Source organism: Streptococcus sp. HMSC034B03, from assembly GCF_001838575.1.
Classification (GTDB): domain Bacteria; phylum Bacillota; class Bacilli; order Lactobacillales; family Streptococcaceae; genus Streptococcus; species Streptococcus anginosus.
In genome coordinates this window covers 1-17,162 of sequence record NZ_KV837632.1, presented here as the reverse complement: position 1 = coordinate 17,162, position 17,162 = coordinate 1, and the positions used below count along the sequence as shown (strand labels likewise).

Sequence of the window (17,162 nt, the reverse complement as noted above, 5' to 3'; positions counted from 1 at the left end):
CTAAGCTACTAGTCTTGCGGATTCTTATTTAATTAGTTGATATTATACCAAATTTTATAGGACTTGTAAATAGACCTTGTTTAAAAATGCAATTGTATTCGACACACATTATAAACAGTAGTCAATTCTATACTAACTCGCTCAAGTATTCATAGCGCTCATATTTCTCCAAAAGTAAATCGTTTTTGCCATCCAACTCTTTTTGGAGTTCAGCGAGCCGACCGAAGTCCGAAGCATATTCCTGCATTTCCCGCTCAATAGCTGCAATGTCCTCCTCAAGCTTCTCTATATCTCCCTCAATAGACTCCCACTCCTGTTTTTCAAAGTAGCTTAAGCGCTTCTTTTCTTCTCGCACTTTAGCTACTTTTTCCTTTTCCGACTTTTGGGAAATGGCAGAGCTCTCTAGCTCAAAAGCTTTTTCATCTAAATAATCCGTGTAATTCCCGAAGTATTCTCTGATAGTTCCCTCTTCAAAGGCTAAAATCTTATCTGCTACTTTATCAAGGAAATACCGATCGTGACTAACAGTCATAACTGGGCCGGCAAAGCTTTGCAAAAAGTTTTCCAGCACCGTTAATGTCGCAATATCTAAGTCATTAGTCGGCTCATCCAACAGCAAAACATTCGGCTTTTCCAATAATAACTTGAGAAGATAGAGCCGCTTTTTCTCTCCTCCGGATAATTTTTCAATCAAAGTTCCATGAGTGGAACGAGGAAAGAGAAATTGTTCCAAGAGTTCGGCAATTGATGTCGTCCCCGCAGATGTCTTAACTTCTTCTGCGACCTCCTGCAAGAAATTGATAACGCGTTTGGACTCATTCAACCCTTCAATTTGCTGTGAGAAATAAGCCACACGAACTGTCTCACCAATGGTCAGTTGACCAGATTGAGGTGCTAATTTCCCAGCAATTAGATTGAGCAAGGTGGATTTTCCAACACCATTATCCCCCACAATCCCAATCCGATCTTTATTTTGAACTAACAAATTGAAATGAGAAAGAATCTTCTTGTCACCATAAGCAAAGCCCACATCTTTAAATTCAATCACTTTCTTCCCAATACGACTGGTTTCGAAATTCATTTCTAAGTCTTTCTGAGTCGCTTGATCAGACAAATCCTTTTTCAAATCTTGAAAACGATTGATTCGAGCTTGCTGCTTGGTTGCTCTAGCCTGTGGCTGGCGACGCATCCAGGACAATTCCTGCTTATAAAGCTGTTGTTTTTTATGGAGAAAGGCAGCATCTCGCTCGTCTTGTTCTGCTTTCAAACGGACGTAATCTTGATAATTTCCTTGATATTCAAGCAAATCTCCGCTGTCCAATTCAAAAATCCGCGTCGAAACATGGTCTAAAAAATAGCGGTCATGGGTAATAAAAAGAACTGTCTTTTGGGAATTTTTCAAAAAATTCGTCAGCCATTCGATACTATCAATATCCAAATGGTTGGTCGGCTCATCAAGGAGCAATAAGTCATCGTCTCCTAACAAGACTTGCGCCAATTGCACTCGGCGTCGCAAACCACCTGACAGGTCGCCGACCTTAGCAGATAAGTCGGTCAAACCCAGCTTAGACAAAACGGTCTTAACTTGACTTTCAATTTCCCATGCTTGAAGAGCATCCATTTCAGCCATAATCTTCTCTAAACGAGATTGATTGCTTTCATCATAGTTAGACAGCAATAACTCATACTCACGAATGAGCTGCATTTCTCGCAGATTGCTTGATAAAACCGTATCTAGTACCGTTTTGTCGTCATCAAAGTGCGGTTCTTGGGTTAAGTAGCCAATCTTATAGCCCGATTTAGCTGAAAAAGGATTAACGTCCCCATCAAATCCAGATTTTCCAGACAGAACATTCAAAAGGGTCGTTTTTCCAGTTCCATTAACCCCAATCAAGCCAATCCGATCCAAACCATGAATAATAAAGGAAATATTTTTAAAAACAGTCTTATCTCCCACCGTTTTAGTCAACTTTTCAACAATAAAGTCACTCATCTTCTCTCCTCTACAAAAGCCAAAATAGCCTCCAGACGGTTGTCCAAGGTACCATTCACAATAGCTGTCTCGATCTCAGTCAAGAGCTGTCCTAAAGCAGGACCCGGCTTAAAGCCAAATTCTTTGATTAACAGACCACCATTGACGACAATTTCATGTTTATCATGAATCGTTAGTGAATCATAAGTAGAATGAATCTTTTCAAAATCAACAGCTAATCCCTGTGCTTGACGAATTTCTTCTGCTTGTATCATCAGGTCCAGTTCAAAACGATAGCATTCTTCCTTATCCAGAAAATGCCTTTGGCGAATATTATAAATCGTGACAATTTGCTCTACGCGCTTTTGAAATTCATTTGAAGTTTTCCAATGCTTGAGGAATTTTTTAACATTTTTTACTTGAAGAGTCATTAAAAGAGTAGCCCAAGCTTGCTCTGAACTCGTAAATTGAAAATCTGCTTTAACATCAAACATCTTTTCCAACTGAGATTGGCTGCTGCGCATGTCAGGCAAATAGTCTGTTGCACCACTGGCAAGCAGACTTTTCAATCCTTTACGCCAATAAGACGCTGTCAGTAGTTTGTCAAATTCAATGAAAGTCCGCTCTACAGAAATTTTTTCTAATAGTGGTGCACACAGTTTCATAGCCTGAAATGTATCTGTGTCCAAATCAAACCCTAAAGCTGCCTGAAAACGAAATCCTCGCATAATGCGCAAGGCGTCTTCGTTGAAACGTTCCGAAGGTATTCCTACAGCACGTAAGATCTGATTTTCTAAATCAGCTAACCCTTCAAATAAATCAATCACATTCCTTGCTTCATCCAAAGCCAAAGCATTGATCGTGAAATCGCGCCGTTTTAAATCTTCTTCGAGAGAACGAACAAACGTGACATGGCTCGGTCTGCGATAATCTACATAGATATCCTCTGTCCGAAAAGTCGTCACTTCGTATTCATGATTATCTTCTAAGACTAAAACTGTCCCATGCTCAATACCGACATCAATCGTTCGCTCAAAAATACGTTTGGTTTCTTCTGGATAACTAGAACTCGCAATATCCACATCATGAATCGGTCGATTCAATAAAGCATCGCGGACTGAACCACCGACAAAGTACGCCTCAAAACCGGCATTCTTAATCTTCTTTAATACTGGTAAAGCCTCCTGAAATTCAGAAGGCAGATTTTTTAATCTCATAACAAATATTCCAATCCGTAGACAAGCTCTTTTTTCTTGACCACTTCCTTAATACCTAAATTCACCCCCGTCATGAAAGACTTACGATCGTACGAATCATGACGAAGTGTCAGTCCTTCACCTTGACCGCCAAAGATGACTTCTTGATGAGCCACCAATCCTGGTAAACGAACCGAATGAATGCGCATGCCGTCCATTTCTGCACCACGTGCTCCTTGTAATAACTCTTTTTCGTCCATTGCACCTTGATGCTTCTTGGGGCGAACCTTGCTGATCAATTCAGCTGTTTTAATCGCTGTGCCGCTCGGCGCATCCTTTTTCTGATCATGATGTAATTCAATGATTTCCACATCTGGAAAATATTTAGCTGCTTGCGTTGCAAATTGCATCAAAAGAACCGCTCCCACAGCAAAATTAGGAGCAATCAAGCCTCCTAGCTCTTTTTGACGAGAAAACTCAACTAACTCTTTGATTTCATCCGATGTAAATCCAGTCGTTCCGACCACAGGTGCAAAACCATGCTCTAATGCAAAACGAGTATTTTCATACGCCACTTTAGGAGTTGTAAAATCAACCCATACATCCGCTTCTATGCCACTCAAATCTTCTTTCTGATTAAAAACGGGAACACCAGCTACTTCTTTTTCTGGAGTAAGTGGGTCAAGCAATCCAACGAGCTCTAATGCAGGATCTTCTGTCACCATGTTATAAGCAGCTTGTCCCATTTTTCCTTTGAAACCAGCAATAATGACCTTTATACTCATGGAATCCTCCTTAAATAATCGGAATATAGGCTAAGGCAATACTTCCAGCACCCAAGTGAGTTCCAATCACACTACCAAATGTCGCAATCGGAATCTCTCCAGAAACACCATCTTCTAACAATAATTGATGTAAATGTTCTGCTTTTTCCAGTGCATTTCCATGAATAATCATCACTTGGTAATTTCCTTGTGCAGTTTGCTCTTTGACAATCTCAATCAGGCGTTTCGTAGCTTTTTTCTCGGTACGAATCTTTTCATAAACCTCAATGACGCCCTCTTCATTAAAGTAAAGAATTGGTTTGATACTGAGCAAGTTTCCCAGAATTGCAGCGCCATTCGACAAACGACCGCCTTTCACCAAATGATTTAAGTCATCTACCATGATGAAGGCACCAATTCCCTTGATTTGAACGTCAAGATTGCTCAGAATTTGCTCAAACGCTAATCCTTGTTCAGCCCAGTTTAAAATATGCTCCACCATCATTCCAAGCGGCGCACTTGTGATTTTTGAATCTGGAAAAGCAATTTCTAAACTTGGAAATTCATCTTTCAAATACTGGATATTTTGATAAAAGCCAGAAATGCCACTCGATAAAAACAGACCAATAACATGAGTATAACCTTGCCCTTCTACTAAAGACAGAGTGTTCACTAAGCTGGCGATACTCGGTTGGCTAGTCTTTGGTAATTCACTAGAGGCTGCCATTTTTTGATAAAATTCGCTAGCAGAAAGATTCTTTCCTTCGATGTACTCAATCCCGTCGATACTAACGGGAATATCTAAGACAAATAAATGCTCATTTTCGATGACTTTGCTATCCAAATATGCTGACGAATCAGTAATTACGGCTAATTTCATGCATTAAAACTCCAAATTGATACCTGGCAAATCCAAGGCGATTTCTGTTACTTCATAGGTCAAACGATTTAAGACGGACAAACTTGGACGAGCTAGTTGTTCCACTTCGTCCTGCTCAAATTCACTTGGCTCATTGACAATTTGTCCCATGATATGGTTGACTTGTGAAATTGTTCCACTAATTACAAAAGCATCAAAGACAATCATAAAACTCACAATTACAACGATAGAAGTTACTTGTCCTTCTTGATCTTGATTTAACAATTGAAAATTGACATCCACTTTTGTTTCTGGGGTTCCGTTTTCTTTTTCCCACTCTAAATTACGTGCATCATAGTGATATTGACTGACAAATTCTTTTTCGCGTTGTAATTCCATTTCATTTCTCCTCAAAATATGCGTTATTAAAATTATAACATATTTTCCAGCGCCTGACTATTTTAATCAGTATGAAAATCATCTCCTTTCAATGTTTCTTTTAGATTAAAAAAGAAGCTAGAGAATTATTCTCCAACTCCTAGAACGATGAAACTCATCATTATTTATTCAATGGTTTACGAAGTGCTCCGAATAACACACCACTTACAATTGCGCCAATCAAGATGAAGATGATATAGAGAAGGGCATTTGAAGTAAGTGCAATAACGAAGATACCTCCGTGCGGTGCCATGAGTTTAATACCAGCCATGCCGACAAGTGCGCCTGCTAAAGCTGAACCAACCATAAAGCTTGGAATGGCACGGGCAGGGTCAGCAGCACCAAATGGAATAGCACCTTCAGTGATGAAGGATAGTCCCATAACAATGTTTGTCAAGCCTGAATTGCGTTCTTCTTCAGTGAATTTATCTTTGAATAGAAGGGTTGCGACAAAGACTGCAAGAGGTGGAACCATACCACCAGCCATAACCGCTGCCATTACAACTGAACCACCTGTTGAAACAGTTGCTGCAAGAGTTCCTGTACCAAAGATATAAGCCGCTTTGTTGAAGGGACCGCCCATATCAATAGCCATCATACCACCTACAACGAGTCCAAGGAGGACAGCTGAACTACCAGATAAGCCTTCTAGGAAACTATTCAAGCCAGTATTGATAGCTGCCATTGGAATATTCACCAACAACATCAAGAAGCCAGTTAGCAAGGTTCCCAACAATGGATAAAGTAGAATGGACTTGATACCCTCAAGCGATTTTGGAAGACCACTCAAGGCTTTTTTAAGGAAGTTTACAACGTAACCTGCAAGGAAACCACCCACTAGGGCTCCAAGGAAACCAGAAGGTACACCAGCAAGTGCAAGAGTTGCTTTCCCACCTTCTGCAAATGGAATTTTACCAAAAGCAAGACCTGCTGAAGCCATACTACCTGCTACAAAACCTGGCGCTAAACCTGGTTTTTCAGCAATAGAATAAGCGATATAACCAGCAAGTACAGGAAGCATAAAGCCAAAGGCCAAGCCACCAATATTCTTAAACATAGCTGCCAACTCATGATAAGTACCGAGATTTGCCAATTGATCTTTTGGTACTCCCATTGCTTGGTCAATCAAGAATGCCACCGCAATCATGATACCACCGCCAATAACGAATGGAAGCATTTGGCTAACACCACTCATTAAGTGTTTGTAGAAACCGCCTGCTGCATTCGCTGAAGAGGACGCAGCTGCTTTATTGGCTGCATGATATACTTCTGCTTTTCCTGACAATGCCAAGTTAATCAACTCTTCTGTCTTACGAATACCGTCAGCAACTGGGCGGTTAATCAATGGCTTGCCGTCAAATCGATCCATTTCCACAGCTTTATCAGCCGCAATAATAACCGCTTTTGCTTTTTGAATATCTTCTGCGGTCAGTTTGTTTCCGATACCACTAGCACCGTTGGTTTCAACCTTGATACCAACTCCCATTTCAGCCGCTACCTTTTGAAGAGCTTCTTGCGCCATATAAGTATGTGCAATTCCCGTTGTACATGCTGTTACCGCAACAAGGAAATCACCATCTTTGGTTGCCGGTGCTACCGTTGTAGGTTCTGCTGCTTTTTCAGATGCTTGGTCAAATAATGCAATCACTTCATCTGGTGAAGTTACTTGACGAAGTTTGTCTGCAAATCCATCTTTCATCAGGTACTGTGACAATTCTGCAAGTGCAGCCAAGTGAGTATCGTTCGCTCCTTCTGGTGCAGCAATCATGAAGAACAAATCTGTCGGTTGCCCGTCTAAACTTTCATAATCCACACCTTTGTTTGATTTTGCAAAAAGAACGGTTGCTTCTTTGACTGCCGCATTTTTACTGTGTGGCATGGCAATCCCGTCGCCCAAGCCTGTTGACGTTAAAGCTTCACGAGCCAAGATTCCTTCTTTGAATGTTTCAAAATCTGTCACATAACCACGGTCAACTAAACAATGAACCATTTCATCAATAGCAGCTGTTTTTCCAGTCGCTTGTAAATCAAGCAACATTACATCTTTTCTCAGTAAGTCCTGAATCTTCATATTTTTTCTACCTCTACTTTTTCATACGTTTTATTAATGAAATCGGCTGTCGCCAAATCATCAGAGAAGGTTGTTGCAGTTCCGCAAGCTACTCCCCACTTAAAAGCTTCAACAGCATTTCCTGAACGAACAAATTCACCAGTAAAGCCTGCAACCATTGAGTCACCAGCCCCAACAGAATTTTTTACGATTCCTTTGATTGGCTTTGCAAAATATGCTCCGTCCTGAGTCACCAGCAAGGCACCGTCACCTGCCATAGAAATAATGACATGTTGGGCTCCCTTGGCTAGAATTTCACGAGCATATTTCTCAATCTCATCCAGCTTTTCCAGCTTCACTCCGAAAATATCACCCAGTTCATGATTGTTTGGTTTGACCAATAATGGCTGAAATTCCAGTGAATCAATAAGTGTTTGTCCCTCGAAATCACAAACGACTTGTGCTCCAGTTTGTCTCGTCAGGCTAATTAACTCTTTGTAGACGATATTTCCTAAATTTTTATTGCTTGACCCTGCAAAGACAACTGTATCTTTCTCTGACAGCCCTGAAAGAATATCTTTTAATGCTGCCAATCGCTCTGGTGAGACGGTCGGACCCGTTCCATTGATTTCTGTCTCAGCATCTGCTTTAATCTTGACGTTGATACGCGTATCCTCTAACACTTGAACAAAATTAGTCGCAATCGCTTCATTTTCCAAGGTATCAGTAATAAATTTTCCAGTAAAACCACCTATAAAGCCAGTCGCTGTGTTATCAATTCCCAAACGTTTGAGCACACGACTGACATTGATGCCTTTGCCACCAGCAAATTTATCATCGCTTTCCATACGATTCACGCTTCCAACATTGACCTTATCCAAACGAACAATATAGTCAATAGAAGGGTTAAGCGTAACAGTATAAATCATACTTCAATAACCTCCGTTTTTTCTTTTATCTTTTCCAATTGCTCATTGGCACATGCACTCGTAATAATGCTAGCACGTTTGATAGGGGCGACTTTCACGAAAGAGGAATGACCGATTTTTGAAGCATCAGCTAAGATGTAGGTCTGCTTGGCGTTTTCAAGAATCGCTCGCTTGACTGCTCCTTCGTCCATATCAGGCGTTGTATAGAAATTTTCATCAATTCCATTCATACCAATAAAAGCTTTATTGAAATTCAACTGACCGATTTGGTTCAAAGCAACACCACCGATACTAGCATCTGTTGAGCTTTTGACAACTCCTCCGATAATAACCGTTGGAATGTTTTTCTCAACTAACTTTGTAGCATGGTGAATGGAGTTGGTTACAACCGTCATATGTTTGCTTGAAAGCTCATTGATTAACAATTCATTTGTCGTTCCAGCATCAATAAAAATAACATCCTGTTCTTGTATCAATTCCGCCGCTTTTTGAGCAATTCGCAATTTATCTTGAACGTTTTTGATAGATTTTTCTTGATTGCTTTCTTCCTCTTGAAGGAAATGAATGCTTTCTGCTCCACCGTGAATCCGGCGCAGCTTTCTTTCATCTTCCAATTCGTCTAAATCTCTACGAACTGTTGATTCAGACGTATTTAACAAACGAACTAAGCTATCCAGAGAAACAACTTGATGATGATTGATTTCCTCTAAAATTACCTGTTTGCGTTCTGATTTTAAGATAGACCTCACCTCTTCCTGCAATCGTTTACAGATTTATTATACACCAATTCATTTCAAAGTCAAGCATTTTCTTTCAAAAACTATCACTTTTTTAATAAAACAGCAAAATGCAATAAGAAAAGGCTGAAATTCGCATTCAACCTTTTCTTTTCTATACTGTTATACTGTAGCTTTGATTGCTGCTTCAACAGCTGCTTTTTCTTTGTCAATCAAATCAATACGAGCGGAAATTTCTTTGATTCCCATGCTGATGTTACGGCTAATTGCCAAATCAGATAATTGTGGTTCAAAGAAGGCCTTGTATTCTGCCAAGCGTTCACGCGTTTTAAAGATATTTGCTGGATAAATGACAAATTTGTCAAAGCTCATATCTCCGCCAAGAGCTGCCTTAATCCAATCCCAATTGTCACGCGCCCAGGTCCAGACAGTTCCTTGTGTGAAATCATGTTGTAAGAAAGTAAAATACCAACTCATTGCTAAATCCTGTGGTTTCACAACATCTTTATTTTTCCATTCTTCTAAAAGATGCGCTAGAGTTGCTTCATTCTTCGTATAAGATAGAGCAGAAGCCAATTGACGTTGGAAGTTACCGTCAACCGTTGTAATGTAGGTTGATAGATATTGATCGGTCAATTCTTTTGTCTCATGGTGTTTGATTTGGTTAATCAAAATTTGCAAGCGAGTGGCTGCTGGAAGTTTTTCCATGTTTTCTTGGTAGGTTTCAAAGATTTGGCTCGCTTTTTGGCTCGCTTGTTCATCATCAGCTGCAATCATATTTGCCACAACGATTTGACGTACCAATTCATCTTCATCTGTTTCACCGTCTTTCGCTTCAAAACCAAGTCGGTCAAAGTTAGCTTGATTCAGCTTAACGAGTAATTTTTTAAAGGCTGCCTCTGTTTCTGTCCCTTCGTCCACAAAAGTCTTCAAACTAGTTAGCACAGACTTCACTGCAGATACTACAAGATAAGATCTTTCATTGGTCAATTTTTTAACCACTGGAATCAAGTCTGCAAATGAAACGAAACCAGCTTCAGCCAACAAACGACGTTCTTGCACCACTTGCAACTTACTTGTATTATCCAAGTCCGTAATAGTTGCTAAAATATTATCCAACAATTCCCCTTGATAATCAGTAATGTAATGCGCCGTATTTTCTGTATTGAAACGAAGTGCTCCTTCATTTTGCGCTGCCAGAGCTGCATAATTTGGAATTTCAAGCGTTTCGGTTTCTAAAGTATCTGGAATACCAGTCCAATTACTATTCAATGGTACAACCCATAGACGACCTTTTTCTTCTTTTTCACCAATAAAGAATTGTTTTTGAGAAATTTTGAGAGTGTCATTTTCCACAATCGCTGTCAAAACAGGATAGCCTGGTTGTTCTAGCCACGAATCCATAAAGGCTGCCACATCACGTCCTGAAGCTGCACCGAGAGCATTCCACAAGTCACGACCAATCGTATTACTGTATTGGTGTTTAGCAAAATAAGCATTCAAACCTTTTGCAAAAGCTTCATCTCCTAACCAACGACGAAGCATGTGCATGAGACGACTTCCTTTGGCATAGACAATTGCTGGGTCAAACAAGGTATTGATTTCGTCTGGATGTTTTACTTCCACATGGACAGATTGAACACCGTCAGTCGCATCCCGTTTTAGAGCCAGAGGAACGCCACTTGTTTGGAAGTCCTCAAAAATGTTCCAAGTCGGCTCAATAGCGTTCACACAGACATATTCCATCATATTAGCAAAACTTTCATTGAGCCAAAGGTCATCCCACCATTTCATTGTAACCAAATTACCAAACCATTGGTGAGCCAATTCGTGAGCAATCACAAGAGCTACTTGCTGACGGCTTGTAACAGTTGAATTTTCATCTACTAAAAGATAAACTTCACGATAAGTGACCAAGCCCCAATTTTCCATAGCTCCTGCAGAAAAGTCTGGCAAAGCTACATGCAGAGATTGAGGAATCGGATATTTTACTCCGTAGTATTCTTCATAAAAATCAATAGAGCGAACTGCAATATCTAAAGCAAATTCCAAATTTGAAACAGGGTGAGCTTTGGTAGAGTACACGCCGACCAAGGTACCATTCTTCGTTTTTGCTGTAACACCCTGTAAATCACCAGCCGCGAACGCCAAAAGATAAGACGACATGCGAGGAGTCGTTGCAAACTTCCAGATGCCAGTTGCTTTTCGATTTTCTACATCAACTTCTGGCATGTTTGAAAGTGCGATTTCTCCTGCTTCTTGGTCAAATTTCAAAGAAAGGTCAAATGTAGCTTTTGCTTCTGGCTCATCTACACTTGGAAAGGCTTCACGTGCAAAATGACTTTCAAATTGAGTAGAAAGAACTTCTTTTTTGACTCCATCAACAGTATAGTAAGAAGGATAAATCCCTGTCATATTATCTGTAATTTTACCTGTATAAGTCAGCGTTACTTCAACAACTCCTGCTTGACCAAGCTCAACGTAAACTGCTTCATTTTCATTATCTACAGAGAAAGGACGAGCTTCGCCAGCTACCTCAACGGACTGGATTGTCAAATCCTTCTGATGAAGAGAAATTTTTTCACCTTTTGCTTCTCCGCTAATGCTGACCTTACCTGTGAATGTTTTTTGCCCCCGATTCAAATCTAAAAAAATATCATAATGTTCTGGAACAAATGTTTCAATAAAATGTGCAACTGCTTGCATGTATATCTCCTTAATAATATAATCTGTAACTATTGTAACATAATTCACGTGTCCTAACACAATTTCTCTATCGTTTTCCTCATTTTGTGATAAAATAGAAATACGTTACTATTTTAAGGAGAAATCATGTCTGAAATTTTTGATATTACGATTGTTGGTGGGGGGCCTGTGGGTCTTTTTGCTGCTTTTTATGCTCACATGCGTCAAGCAAAAGTGAATTTGATTGATTCGCTACCTCAGCTCGGTGGACAGCCAGCTATTCTCTATCCTGAAAAGAAAATTCTGGATGTTCCTGGTTTTACCAATCTAACAGGAGAAGAATTGGTTGAGCGTTTGATTGATCAAGTAAAAACATTTGAAACAAGCATACATCTCAATGAGACTGTATTAGATATTGAAAAAAACGATGAATTATTTACCTTAACAACTAGCAAAGGGAAACATATCTCAAAAGCCATTTTGATTGCTATGGGAGGTGGTGCCTTTAAACCACGTCCGCTTGAACTAGAAAATGTAGACCAATTTGAAAACATTCACTATCACGTATCAAATATCAATCAATATGCTGGGCAAAATATTATTGTTCTAGGCGGTGGCGACTCTGCTGTTGATTGGGCAATAGCTTTTGATAAGATTGCACCGACCAGCATCATTCACCGCAGGGATAATTTCCGTGCTTTAGAGCACAGTGTCAATGAACTAAAAGCTTCTACTGTCACGATTAAAACACCATTTATTCCAAGCAAGCTTATCGGTGAAGGAAACAAACTTACTCATCTTGAAATCACTAAAGTAAAAAGCGATAAGACAGAAATATTGCCACTTGACCAACTTTTTGTCAATTATGGCTTCAAATCATCTGTTGGAAACTTAAAAAAATGGGGACTAGAGCTCAATCGTCACAAGATTATTGTGAATAGCAAACAAGAAACTTCTGTCGCAGGTATCTATGCTGCTGGAGATTGCTGTAGCTATGATGGAAAGATTGACTTGATAGCCACAGGGCTAGGTGAAGCTCCTACAGCTATCAACAACGCCATGAATTATATCTATCCCGACCAAAAAATACAGCCAAAACATTCGACCAGTCTTTAAAAAGCAAAAAACATGAGGTTCTCTTTTGAAGAACCTCATGTTTTTATATGTGCTTATTTCACACTATCCATTTTTTCTCGGCAAGCCTTTTCGATGAGGTCAAGTTTTTCAACACTTTCCTTTTCGTCTTTACCAATTGAATAGATGTATAGTTTGATTTTAGGTTCGGTCCCTGACGGTCTGAGTGCATACCATGAACCATCTTTAAAGTAATATTTCAAGCAGTTTTGTTTTGGAAAATCAAGATAGCCATCTTTAAAGTCAATCACTTTTTCAAGTTCCATTGCTCCAATTGTTGTCAACGGATGTTCTCTAAATTCTTCCATCATTCGAGCGATTCTCTCTTGACCTTCTACACCTTCTAACTCAAGAGAAACTTGTCTTTCATTATAGAAACCAAATTCTGCATAAATATCATTTAAAACATCTAACAGAGTCTTACCCTGTTTCTTAAAGTAAGCAGCCATCTCCACGATCATCATAGAAGCACTGACAGCATCTTTATCTCTAACAAATGTTCCATAACAGAAACCGATACTTTCTTCGTAACCGAAAACATACGTTTTTTCTTTAGTACGATCATATTCGTTGGCTTTGCCACAAATATTTTTAAATCCAGTCAGGGTTTCTACTGTTTCAATACCATATTTCTTCGCAATCGCTCTAGATAAATCACCTGTAACAATAGATTTCACCATGACAGGATTTTCAGGTAAAATATTGAGAGCAGAACGTTGTGAGAAAATATAATAAGAAAGCAAAGCACCAATCTTATTTCCGTTTAAAAAGACATAATCACCGTTTGCATTTCTTACTTCCAGCGCAACACGATCGCAGTCTGGGTCATTGGCAATCAAAATATCACAATTATTTTCTTTTCCAAGCTTTTCAGAATAGGCAAATGCTTTTGGAAATTCTGGATTGGGATAACCAACTGTTGTAAAATCTGGATCAGGAAATTCTTGTTCCTTTACGACATAGATATTTTCAAATCCTCTTCTTTTTAAAATTTCTCTAACCGGAATATTTCCTGTACCATTCAAAGGCGTATAGCCAACCTTGATAGATTTATCAACATCTTCATTGATTGTTAGATTGAGAACTTCGTGGTAGTAATCTTCTTCGACAGATGGATCAATATAATTTGCAAGACCGCTTTCCAAGGCTTCTTCAAAAGGAATGGATTTGATGTCTTCAAAATTCACAATTTCATCCATATGACCTGCAATTTGTCCTGCAATATCATCTAAAATCTGTGAACCTTCTTCCCAATACGCTTTATAGCCATTGTATTCTTGTGGATTATGGCTAGCCGTTACCATAACTCCTGCTTTACAGTGCAATTTTCTAATTGCATACGAGCACATTGGCGTAGGATGAATGCCATTGTAAATATATGTTTTGATTCCGTGTGCAGCCATAATAGAGCATGTTAGTTCAGCAAATTCTTTTGATTTGTATCTAACATCATAGCTGATTGCAACACCTCTTTTAACAGCCTCTTCACCATGATCTTTTAGTGTTTCAGCCAATGCTTGTGCTGCTTTTCCTACCATATATTTATTCATGCGGTTGGTACCAGCACCCAATTTCCCACGAAGACCAGCTGTTCCAAATTCAAGTCCCTTATAAAATCGATCTTCAATTTCAGCTTCATCATCCTTAATAGATAACAAATCAGCTTTTGTTTCTTCATCGAAAAAATCATTGTTTAGCCATTGTTCATAAACTTCTTTGTAGTCCATATAACGACTCCTTTTAATATATTATTTCTCAATAATTCCATTCTATACTACCTTTTCGTTTTTATCAATCCTTTTTCCAATTTTTCTTTAAAACGCTTGCAGTTTTTTGTTTAAAACAGTTATTTATATGTAAACTTCACAGATTTTATCTCTCTGTGGGTGATTGTTGATTAGGTAAATTTTAATCAATAAATTGAATATCATTCTCATCTAATGCAAGAATATCCTGATAAGCAACATCTAGCTTAGATAATAGATCAACAGACTCAACGTAATGCGCATGTAAAAACAAGACTGCAGGATGAACTTTCTCGAATTCATAGTCTGGTTCCTGCTAAAGCTTGATATCATAGTAGCAATATTACAGGAGACATATTAGAAACTACTTAACTTGTACTAATTTGTCTTGATAATTTTCTTCAATAGCTTTTGCAATAAAATCTTTTTTTATTTTTGTAATAAATCTAATATCATTAAACAAGTGAAAAATAGTTGAAATATATCCCCCAATATCAACCTTTTTCACCAAATCTCCAGCTCCTCTCTTTACTGTAATAAGTACAATACCAGCATTTACCAAAGACGCTATGCTTTCAGAAATTATAATAACTTTTCTTGTTCTCACTTCATGTAAAGTTACATTTTTCTTTAGTGATTGAAGTAACTGATCTTTAGTTATCGTTTCGTTATTCTTTTTATTTTCTTCGCAAATAATCGTAATTCTGTGAGCAACAGAAATTACGTAATTAATCATCTCTGCTAATGCTATCTGAACTCCGACTGATCCCCAAAAATCCAATTTCGCATAGTCTATTCCTGACTCACATAATTCCTTGATAATATCCGAATCTACCAACAACTGCAAAAATGGTAAGCTTAATCCTTCTTTCGAATACTCGTCAGATTTAATATGGTAGGCTTGCTTAATAAATGCTAGACCTATTGTTGCCTTTGATTTTTTATATCTTTTTACCGTATATTCAAACATCTTTATCGGATTTGCCTCAACTATAGCAGCTGGCTTACCCGATGTGTCCTTTCCTACATGTAATGTACGAAATGCATTGTCTTTTCCAAGTGACATAGTATTTGTTAAAATATTACAAGTTCCAAATAAATAACCCAACCAAGGATCATGTCCTAATGTCTTGGCTCTATGATTCGTTCCGCTAAGCTTCACATTAAATTTTCTTGTACCACTCACCACATCGTATGGAACATGATTTATATCTGCTATTTCTTGAAGTGAGGCATGATAATATCTTGAGCCCTTTGTTTTGTCGCTCTCCGCCTTATTCTTCATAGTACTTGCTTTTGTCTTTATCATATACAGATTTCTTAGCCTCATCAGCGGTAGTATTGTGTGACGGTCTATCCTTCTTATTTTTGAACAAATCAAAATTAACAGAGGGTTGTAAGAATTGACGAATCATTTGCAATACTACTGCAATAAGAATAAAAAGAGCATCAGTTTTATTCAAACCTGTTTGACTTTTGAACTCACTTTCATTATCATCGTATTCTTTCTCAAGTTGAGCCAGATCCTCCTCAGATAACAAATCTTCCATTCTTAAAATCGTATCATACCCTTGGCTGTTAACATACTCTACTAAAGAGGCATAATTCTATATCTCAGGAAGTATATTAATTGATTCGACAACCGCTTCGCTACCAGTCATCTTCTTATGAGTATCCATAAGCTGTTCTGCAAAATCACTAGAATGATCAGCCATAAATTTCATGACCATTATCATCTCTTTTTCTCTATAAGAAATCATATTTATGTCTCCTCATTCAAGGCCTTATTGATTACAGATGCTGGGCAATTTATAGCATTCAAGAGTTTAACTAAACAATTTATCTGCCTTTCTAACTCTTGGTTTTCAGTATGCATTTTATTATATGCATCAAACAAAAAATCTACTTTTTCTTCCAAGTCTTTTTGTAATTTATACTGCTTCAAAATAACTTCGTTATATTTCAAAATTCTCTTATTTACATCTACATTAAGAAAATCATCAATCTGTATTGAAATATCTTATGCAAATTTCTTTGTTTTTTCTTTGTATTCAGTGAATTTATTACTCATATCTTTATGTATTATTTCATCTAATTCTGTTACACGCTGTTGTAAATTAGAAATCCAAATGGTAAGTTTCTTTTTTCCTTCTTCAAGTTTCTTCTTTTGCCTCATTGATTCTTGGTTATCTTTTTGATATCTTTTTACTTTTGCATTCCTTAACATTTTTAATGCGAGTGGCAATGCCAATGCTGGAATCGATACAATATTTAATCCAGTAATCATTCCTAATCCCAGTCCGCCAACTGCCATTGTCCCTCCAGTAGCTAGCCCGATGGAAAACATTCCTGTGGTAACCGAAGTTCCTACTGCTGCTGCGACCGTTCCCCGACTATGGATGCATAACTCATATATTTTTTTGTAACATCTGATTCCTTATTTTCGAGATTTTTAACCAATGAGGGTAAGGATGATTCTTTTAGTTCCACTGGTTTAGAAATAGAATTAAATATAAGATAAAATTTCTGTTGCATCATCATCAGCTTGTTGATATGCCTCTAAAATAGCTTCAATAGTTTCTGTACTCTTTTCCATATTCTCCTCCACATTTTTACTATTATGCATTATACTTATAAAAGTAGACACATTTAG

At 38.2% G+C, this 17,162-nt stretch carries 16 protein-coding genes; 1 reads left to right on the top strand and 15 read right to left on the bottom strand.

The window, feature by feature from the left end; genetic code table 11:
• Positions 1–127 precede the first annotated feature (127 nt).
• The 9 genes from HMPREF2634_RS04845 to HMPREF2634_RS04805 form a co-directional block, all read right to left on the bottom strand.
• Positions 128–1,993, bottom strand: coding sequence for an ABC-F family ATP-binding cassette domain-containing protein (locus HMPREF2634_RS04845; RefSeq protein ID WP_057489703.1), 1,866 nt, complete (start codon positions 1,991–1,993; stop codon positions 128–130).
• Positions 1,990–3,189, bottom strand: a complete 1,200-nt coding sequence (locus HMPREF2634_RS04840; protein WP_070836365.1) for a CCA tRNA nucleotidyltransferase — start codon at positions 3,187–3,189, stop codon at positions 1,990–1,992. The genes HMPREF2634_RS04845 and HMPREF2634_RS04840 overlap by 4 nt, the downstream gene beginning before the upstream one ends.
• Positions 3,186–3,953: a 4-hydroxy-tetrahydrodipicolinate reductase gene (gene dapB / locus HMPREF2634_RS04835; RefSeq protein WP_021001840.1), complete on the bottom strand. Its 768-nt coding sequence runs from the start codon at positions 3,951–3,953 to the stop codon at positions 3,186–3,188. Before dapB ends, HMPREF2634_RS04840 begins: the two co-directional genes overlap by 4 nt.
• A gap of 10 nt (positions 3,954–3,963) precedes the next feature.
• Positions 3,964–4,812, bottom strand: a complete 849-nt coding sequence (locus HMPREF2634_RS04830; protein ID WP_021001841.1) for a DegV family protein — start codon at positions 4,810–4,812, stop codon at positions 3,964–3,966.
• Positions 4,813–4,815: 3 nt separating this feature from the next.
• Positions 4,816–5,190 (bottom strand): DUF1149 family protein, encoded by a 375-nt coding sequence (locus HMPREF2634_RS04825; RefSeq protein WP_003024043.1) that lies wholly within the window; start codon positions 5,188–5,190, stop codon positions 4,816–4,818.
• Between the two features lie 160 nt (positions 5,191–5,350).
• The gene (locus HMPREF2634_RS04820) at positions 5,351–7,300 is read right to left on the bottom strand and encodes a PTS fructose transporter subunit IIABC (protein ID WP_021001842.1); all 1,950 of its coding nucleotides are present in this window, start codon (positions 7,298–7,300) and stop codon (positions 5,351–5,353) included.
• Positions 7,297–8,208, bottom strand: coding sequence for a 1-phosphofructokinase (pfkB, locus tag HMPREF2634_RS04815; protein WP_070836363.1), 912 nt, complete (start codon positions 8,206–8,208; stop codon positions 7,297–7,299). Before pfkB ends, HMPREF2634_RS04820 begins: the two co-directional genes overlap by 4 nt.
• Positions 8,205–8,948 (bottom strand): DeoR/GlpR family DNA-binding transcription regulator, encoded by a 744-nt coding sequence (locus HMPREF2634_RS04810; RefSeq protein ID WP_041784124.1) that lies wholly within the window; start codon positions 8,946–8,948, stop codon positions 8,205–8,207. The genes pfkB and HMPREF2634_RS04810 overlap by 4 nt, the downstream gene beginning before the upstream one ends.
• A 159-nt stretch (positions 8,949–9,107) precedes the next feature.
• The gene (locus tag HMPREF2634_RS04805) at positions 9,108–11,651 is read right to left on the bottom strand and encodes a M1 family metallopeptidase (protein WP_021001845.1); all 2,544 of its coding nucleotides are present in this window, start codon (positions 11,649–11,651) and stop codon (positions 9,108–9,110) included.
• Between the two features lie 126 nt (positions 11,652–11,777).
• Between HMPREF2634_RS04805 and HMPREF2634_RS04800 the strand changes: the two genes are divergently transcribed.
• Positions 11,778–12,746, top strand: coding sequence for an NAD(P)/FAD-dependent oxidoreductase (locus HMPREF2634_RS04800; RefSeq protein ID WP_021001846.1), 969 nt, complete (start codon positions 11,778–11,780; stop codon positions 12,744–12,746).
• A gap of 53 nt (positions 12,747–12,799) precedes the next feature.
• On the opposite strand, the gene HMPREF2634_RS04795 is transcribed toward HMPREF2634_RS04800, so the two are convergent.
• The 6 genes from HMPREF2634_RS04795 to HMPREF2634_RS10185 all read right to left on the bottom strand — a co-directional run bounded on the left by HMPREF2634_RS04795 (position 12,800) and on the right by HMPREF2634_RS10185 (position 16,823).
• Positions 12,800–14,491: a phospho-sugar mutase gene (locus tag HMPREF2634_RS04795; protein ID WP_021001847.1), complete on the bottom strand. Its 1,692-nt coding sequence runs from the start codon at positions 14,489–14,491 to the stop codon at positions 12,800–12,802.
• Between the two features lie 382 nt (positions 14,492–14,873).
• Positions 14,874–15,794, bottom strand: a complete 921-nt coding sequence (locus tag HMPREF2634_RS10200) for a hypothetical protein (RefSeq protein WP_235044310.1) — start codon at positions 15,792–15,794, stop codon at positions 14,874–14,876.
• A complete protein-coding gene (locus HMPREF2634_RS10195; RefSeq protein WP_021001849.1) occupies positions 15,784–16,059 on the bottom strand; it encodes a hypothetical protein in 276 nt (91 codons plus the stop codon). The genes HMPREF2634_RS10200 and HMPREF2634_RS10195 overlap by 11 nt, the downstream gene beginning before the upstream one ends.
• Before the next feature lie 57 nt (positions 16,060–16,116).
• Positions 16,117–16,269: a hypothetical protein gene (locus HMPREF2634_RS10190; protein WP_232043643.1), complete on the bottom strand. Its 153-nt coding sequence runs from the start codon at positions 16,267–16,269 to the stop codon at positions 16,117–16,119.
• Positions 16,270–16,271: 2 nt separating this feature from the next.
• Entirely contained in the window at positions 16,272–16,475 is a 204-nt protein-coding gene (locus HMPREF2634_RS04780; protein WP_051148118.1) for a hypothetical protein, read from the bottom strand.
• A gap of 54 nt (positions 16,476–16,529) precedes the next feature.
• On the bottom strand, positions 16,530–16,823 hold the full coding sequence (locus HMPREF2634_RS10185; protein ID WP_232043644.1) for a hypothetical protein: 294 nt from the start codon (positions 16,821–16,823) through the stop codon (positions 16,530–16,532).
• Positions 16,824–17,162 lie beyond the last annotated feature (339 nt).

Bases quoted from the DNA above. Each gene is read 5' to 3' on its own strand.
- HMPREF2634_RS04830 (WP_021001841.1), bottom strand. From the start codon at position 4,812: ATGAAATTAGCCGTAATTACTGATTCGTCAGCATATTTGGATAGCAAA.
- HMPREF2634_RS10190 (WP_232043643.1), bottom strand. From the start codon at position 16,269: ATGATTTCTTATAGAGAAAAAGAGATGATAATGGTCATGAAATTTATG.
- dapB (WP_021001840.1), bottom strand. From the start codon at position 3,953: ATGAGTATAAAGGTCATTATTGCTGGTTTCAAAGGAAAAATGGGACAA.
- HMPREF2634_RS04800 (WP_021001846.1), top strand. From the start codon at position 11,778: ATGTCTGAAATTTTTGATATTACGATTGTTGGTGGGGGGCCTGTGGGT.
- pfkB (WP_070836363.1), bottom strand. From the start codon at position 8,208: ATGATTTATACTGTTACGCTTAACCCTTCTATTGACTATATTGTTCGT.
- HMPREF2634_RS04805 (WP_021001845.1), bottom strand. From the start codon at position 11,651: ATGCAAGCAGTTGCACATTTTATTGAAACATTTGTTCCAGAACATTAT.
- HMPREF2634_RS04840 (WP_070836365.1), bottom strand. From the start codon at position 3,189: ATGAGATTAAAAAATCTGCCTTCTGAATTTCAGGAGGCTTTACCAGTA.
- HMPREF2634_RS10185 (WP_232043644.1), bottom strand. From the start codon at position 16,823: ATGGCAGTTGGCGGACTGGGATTAGGAATGATTACTGGATTAAATATT.
- HMPREF2634_RS10200 (WP_235044310.1), bottom strand. From the start codon at position 15,794: ATGAAGAATAAGGCGGAGAGCGACAAAACAAAGGGCTCAAGATATTAT.
- HMPREF2634_RS04845 (WP_057489703.1), bottom strand. From the start codon at position 1,993: ATGAGTGACTTTATTGTTGAAAAGTTGACTAAAACGGTGGGAGATAAG.
- HMPREF2634_RS04820 (WP_021001842.1), bottom strand. From the start codon at position 7,300: ATGAAGATTCAGGACTTACTGAGAAAAGATGTAATGTTGCTTGATTTA.
- HMPREF2634_RS10195 (WP_021001849.1), bottom strand. From the start codon at position 16,059: ATGGAAGATTTGTTATCTGAGGAGGATCTGGCTCAACTTGAGAAAGAA.
- HMPREF2634_RS04795 (WP_021001847.1), bottom strand. From the start codon at position 14,491: ATGGACTACAAAGAAGTTTATGAACAATGGCTAAACAATGATTTTTTC.
- HMPREF2634_RS04825 (WP_003024043.1), bottom strand. From the start codon at position 5,190: ATGGAATTACAACGCGAAAAAGAATTTGTCAGTCAATATCACTATGAT.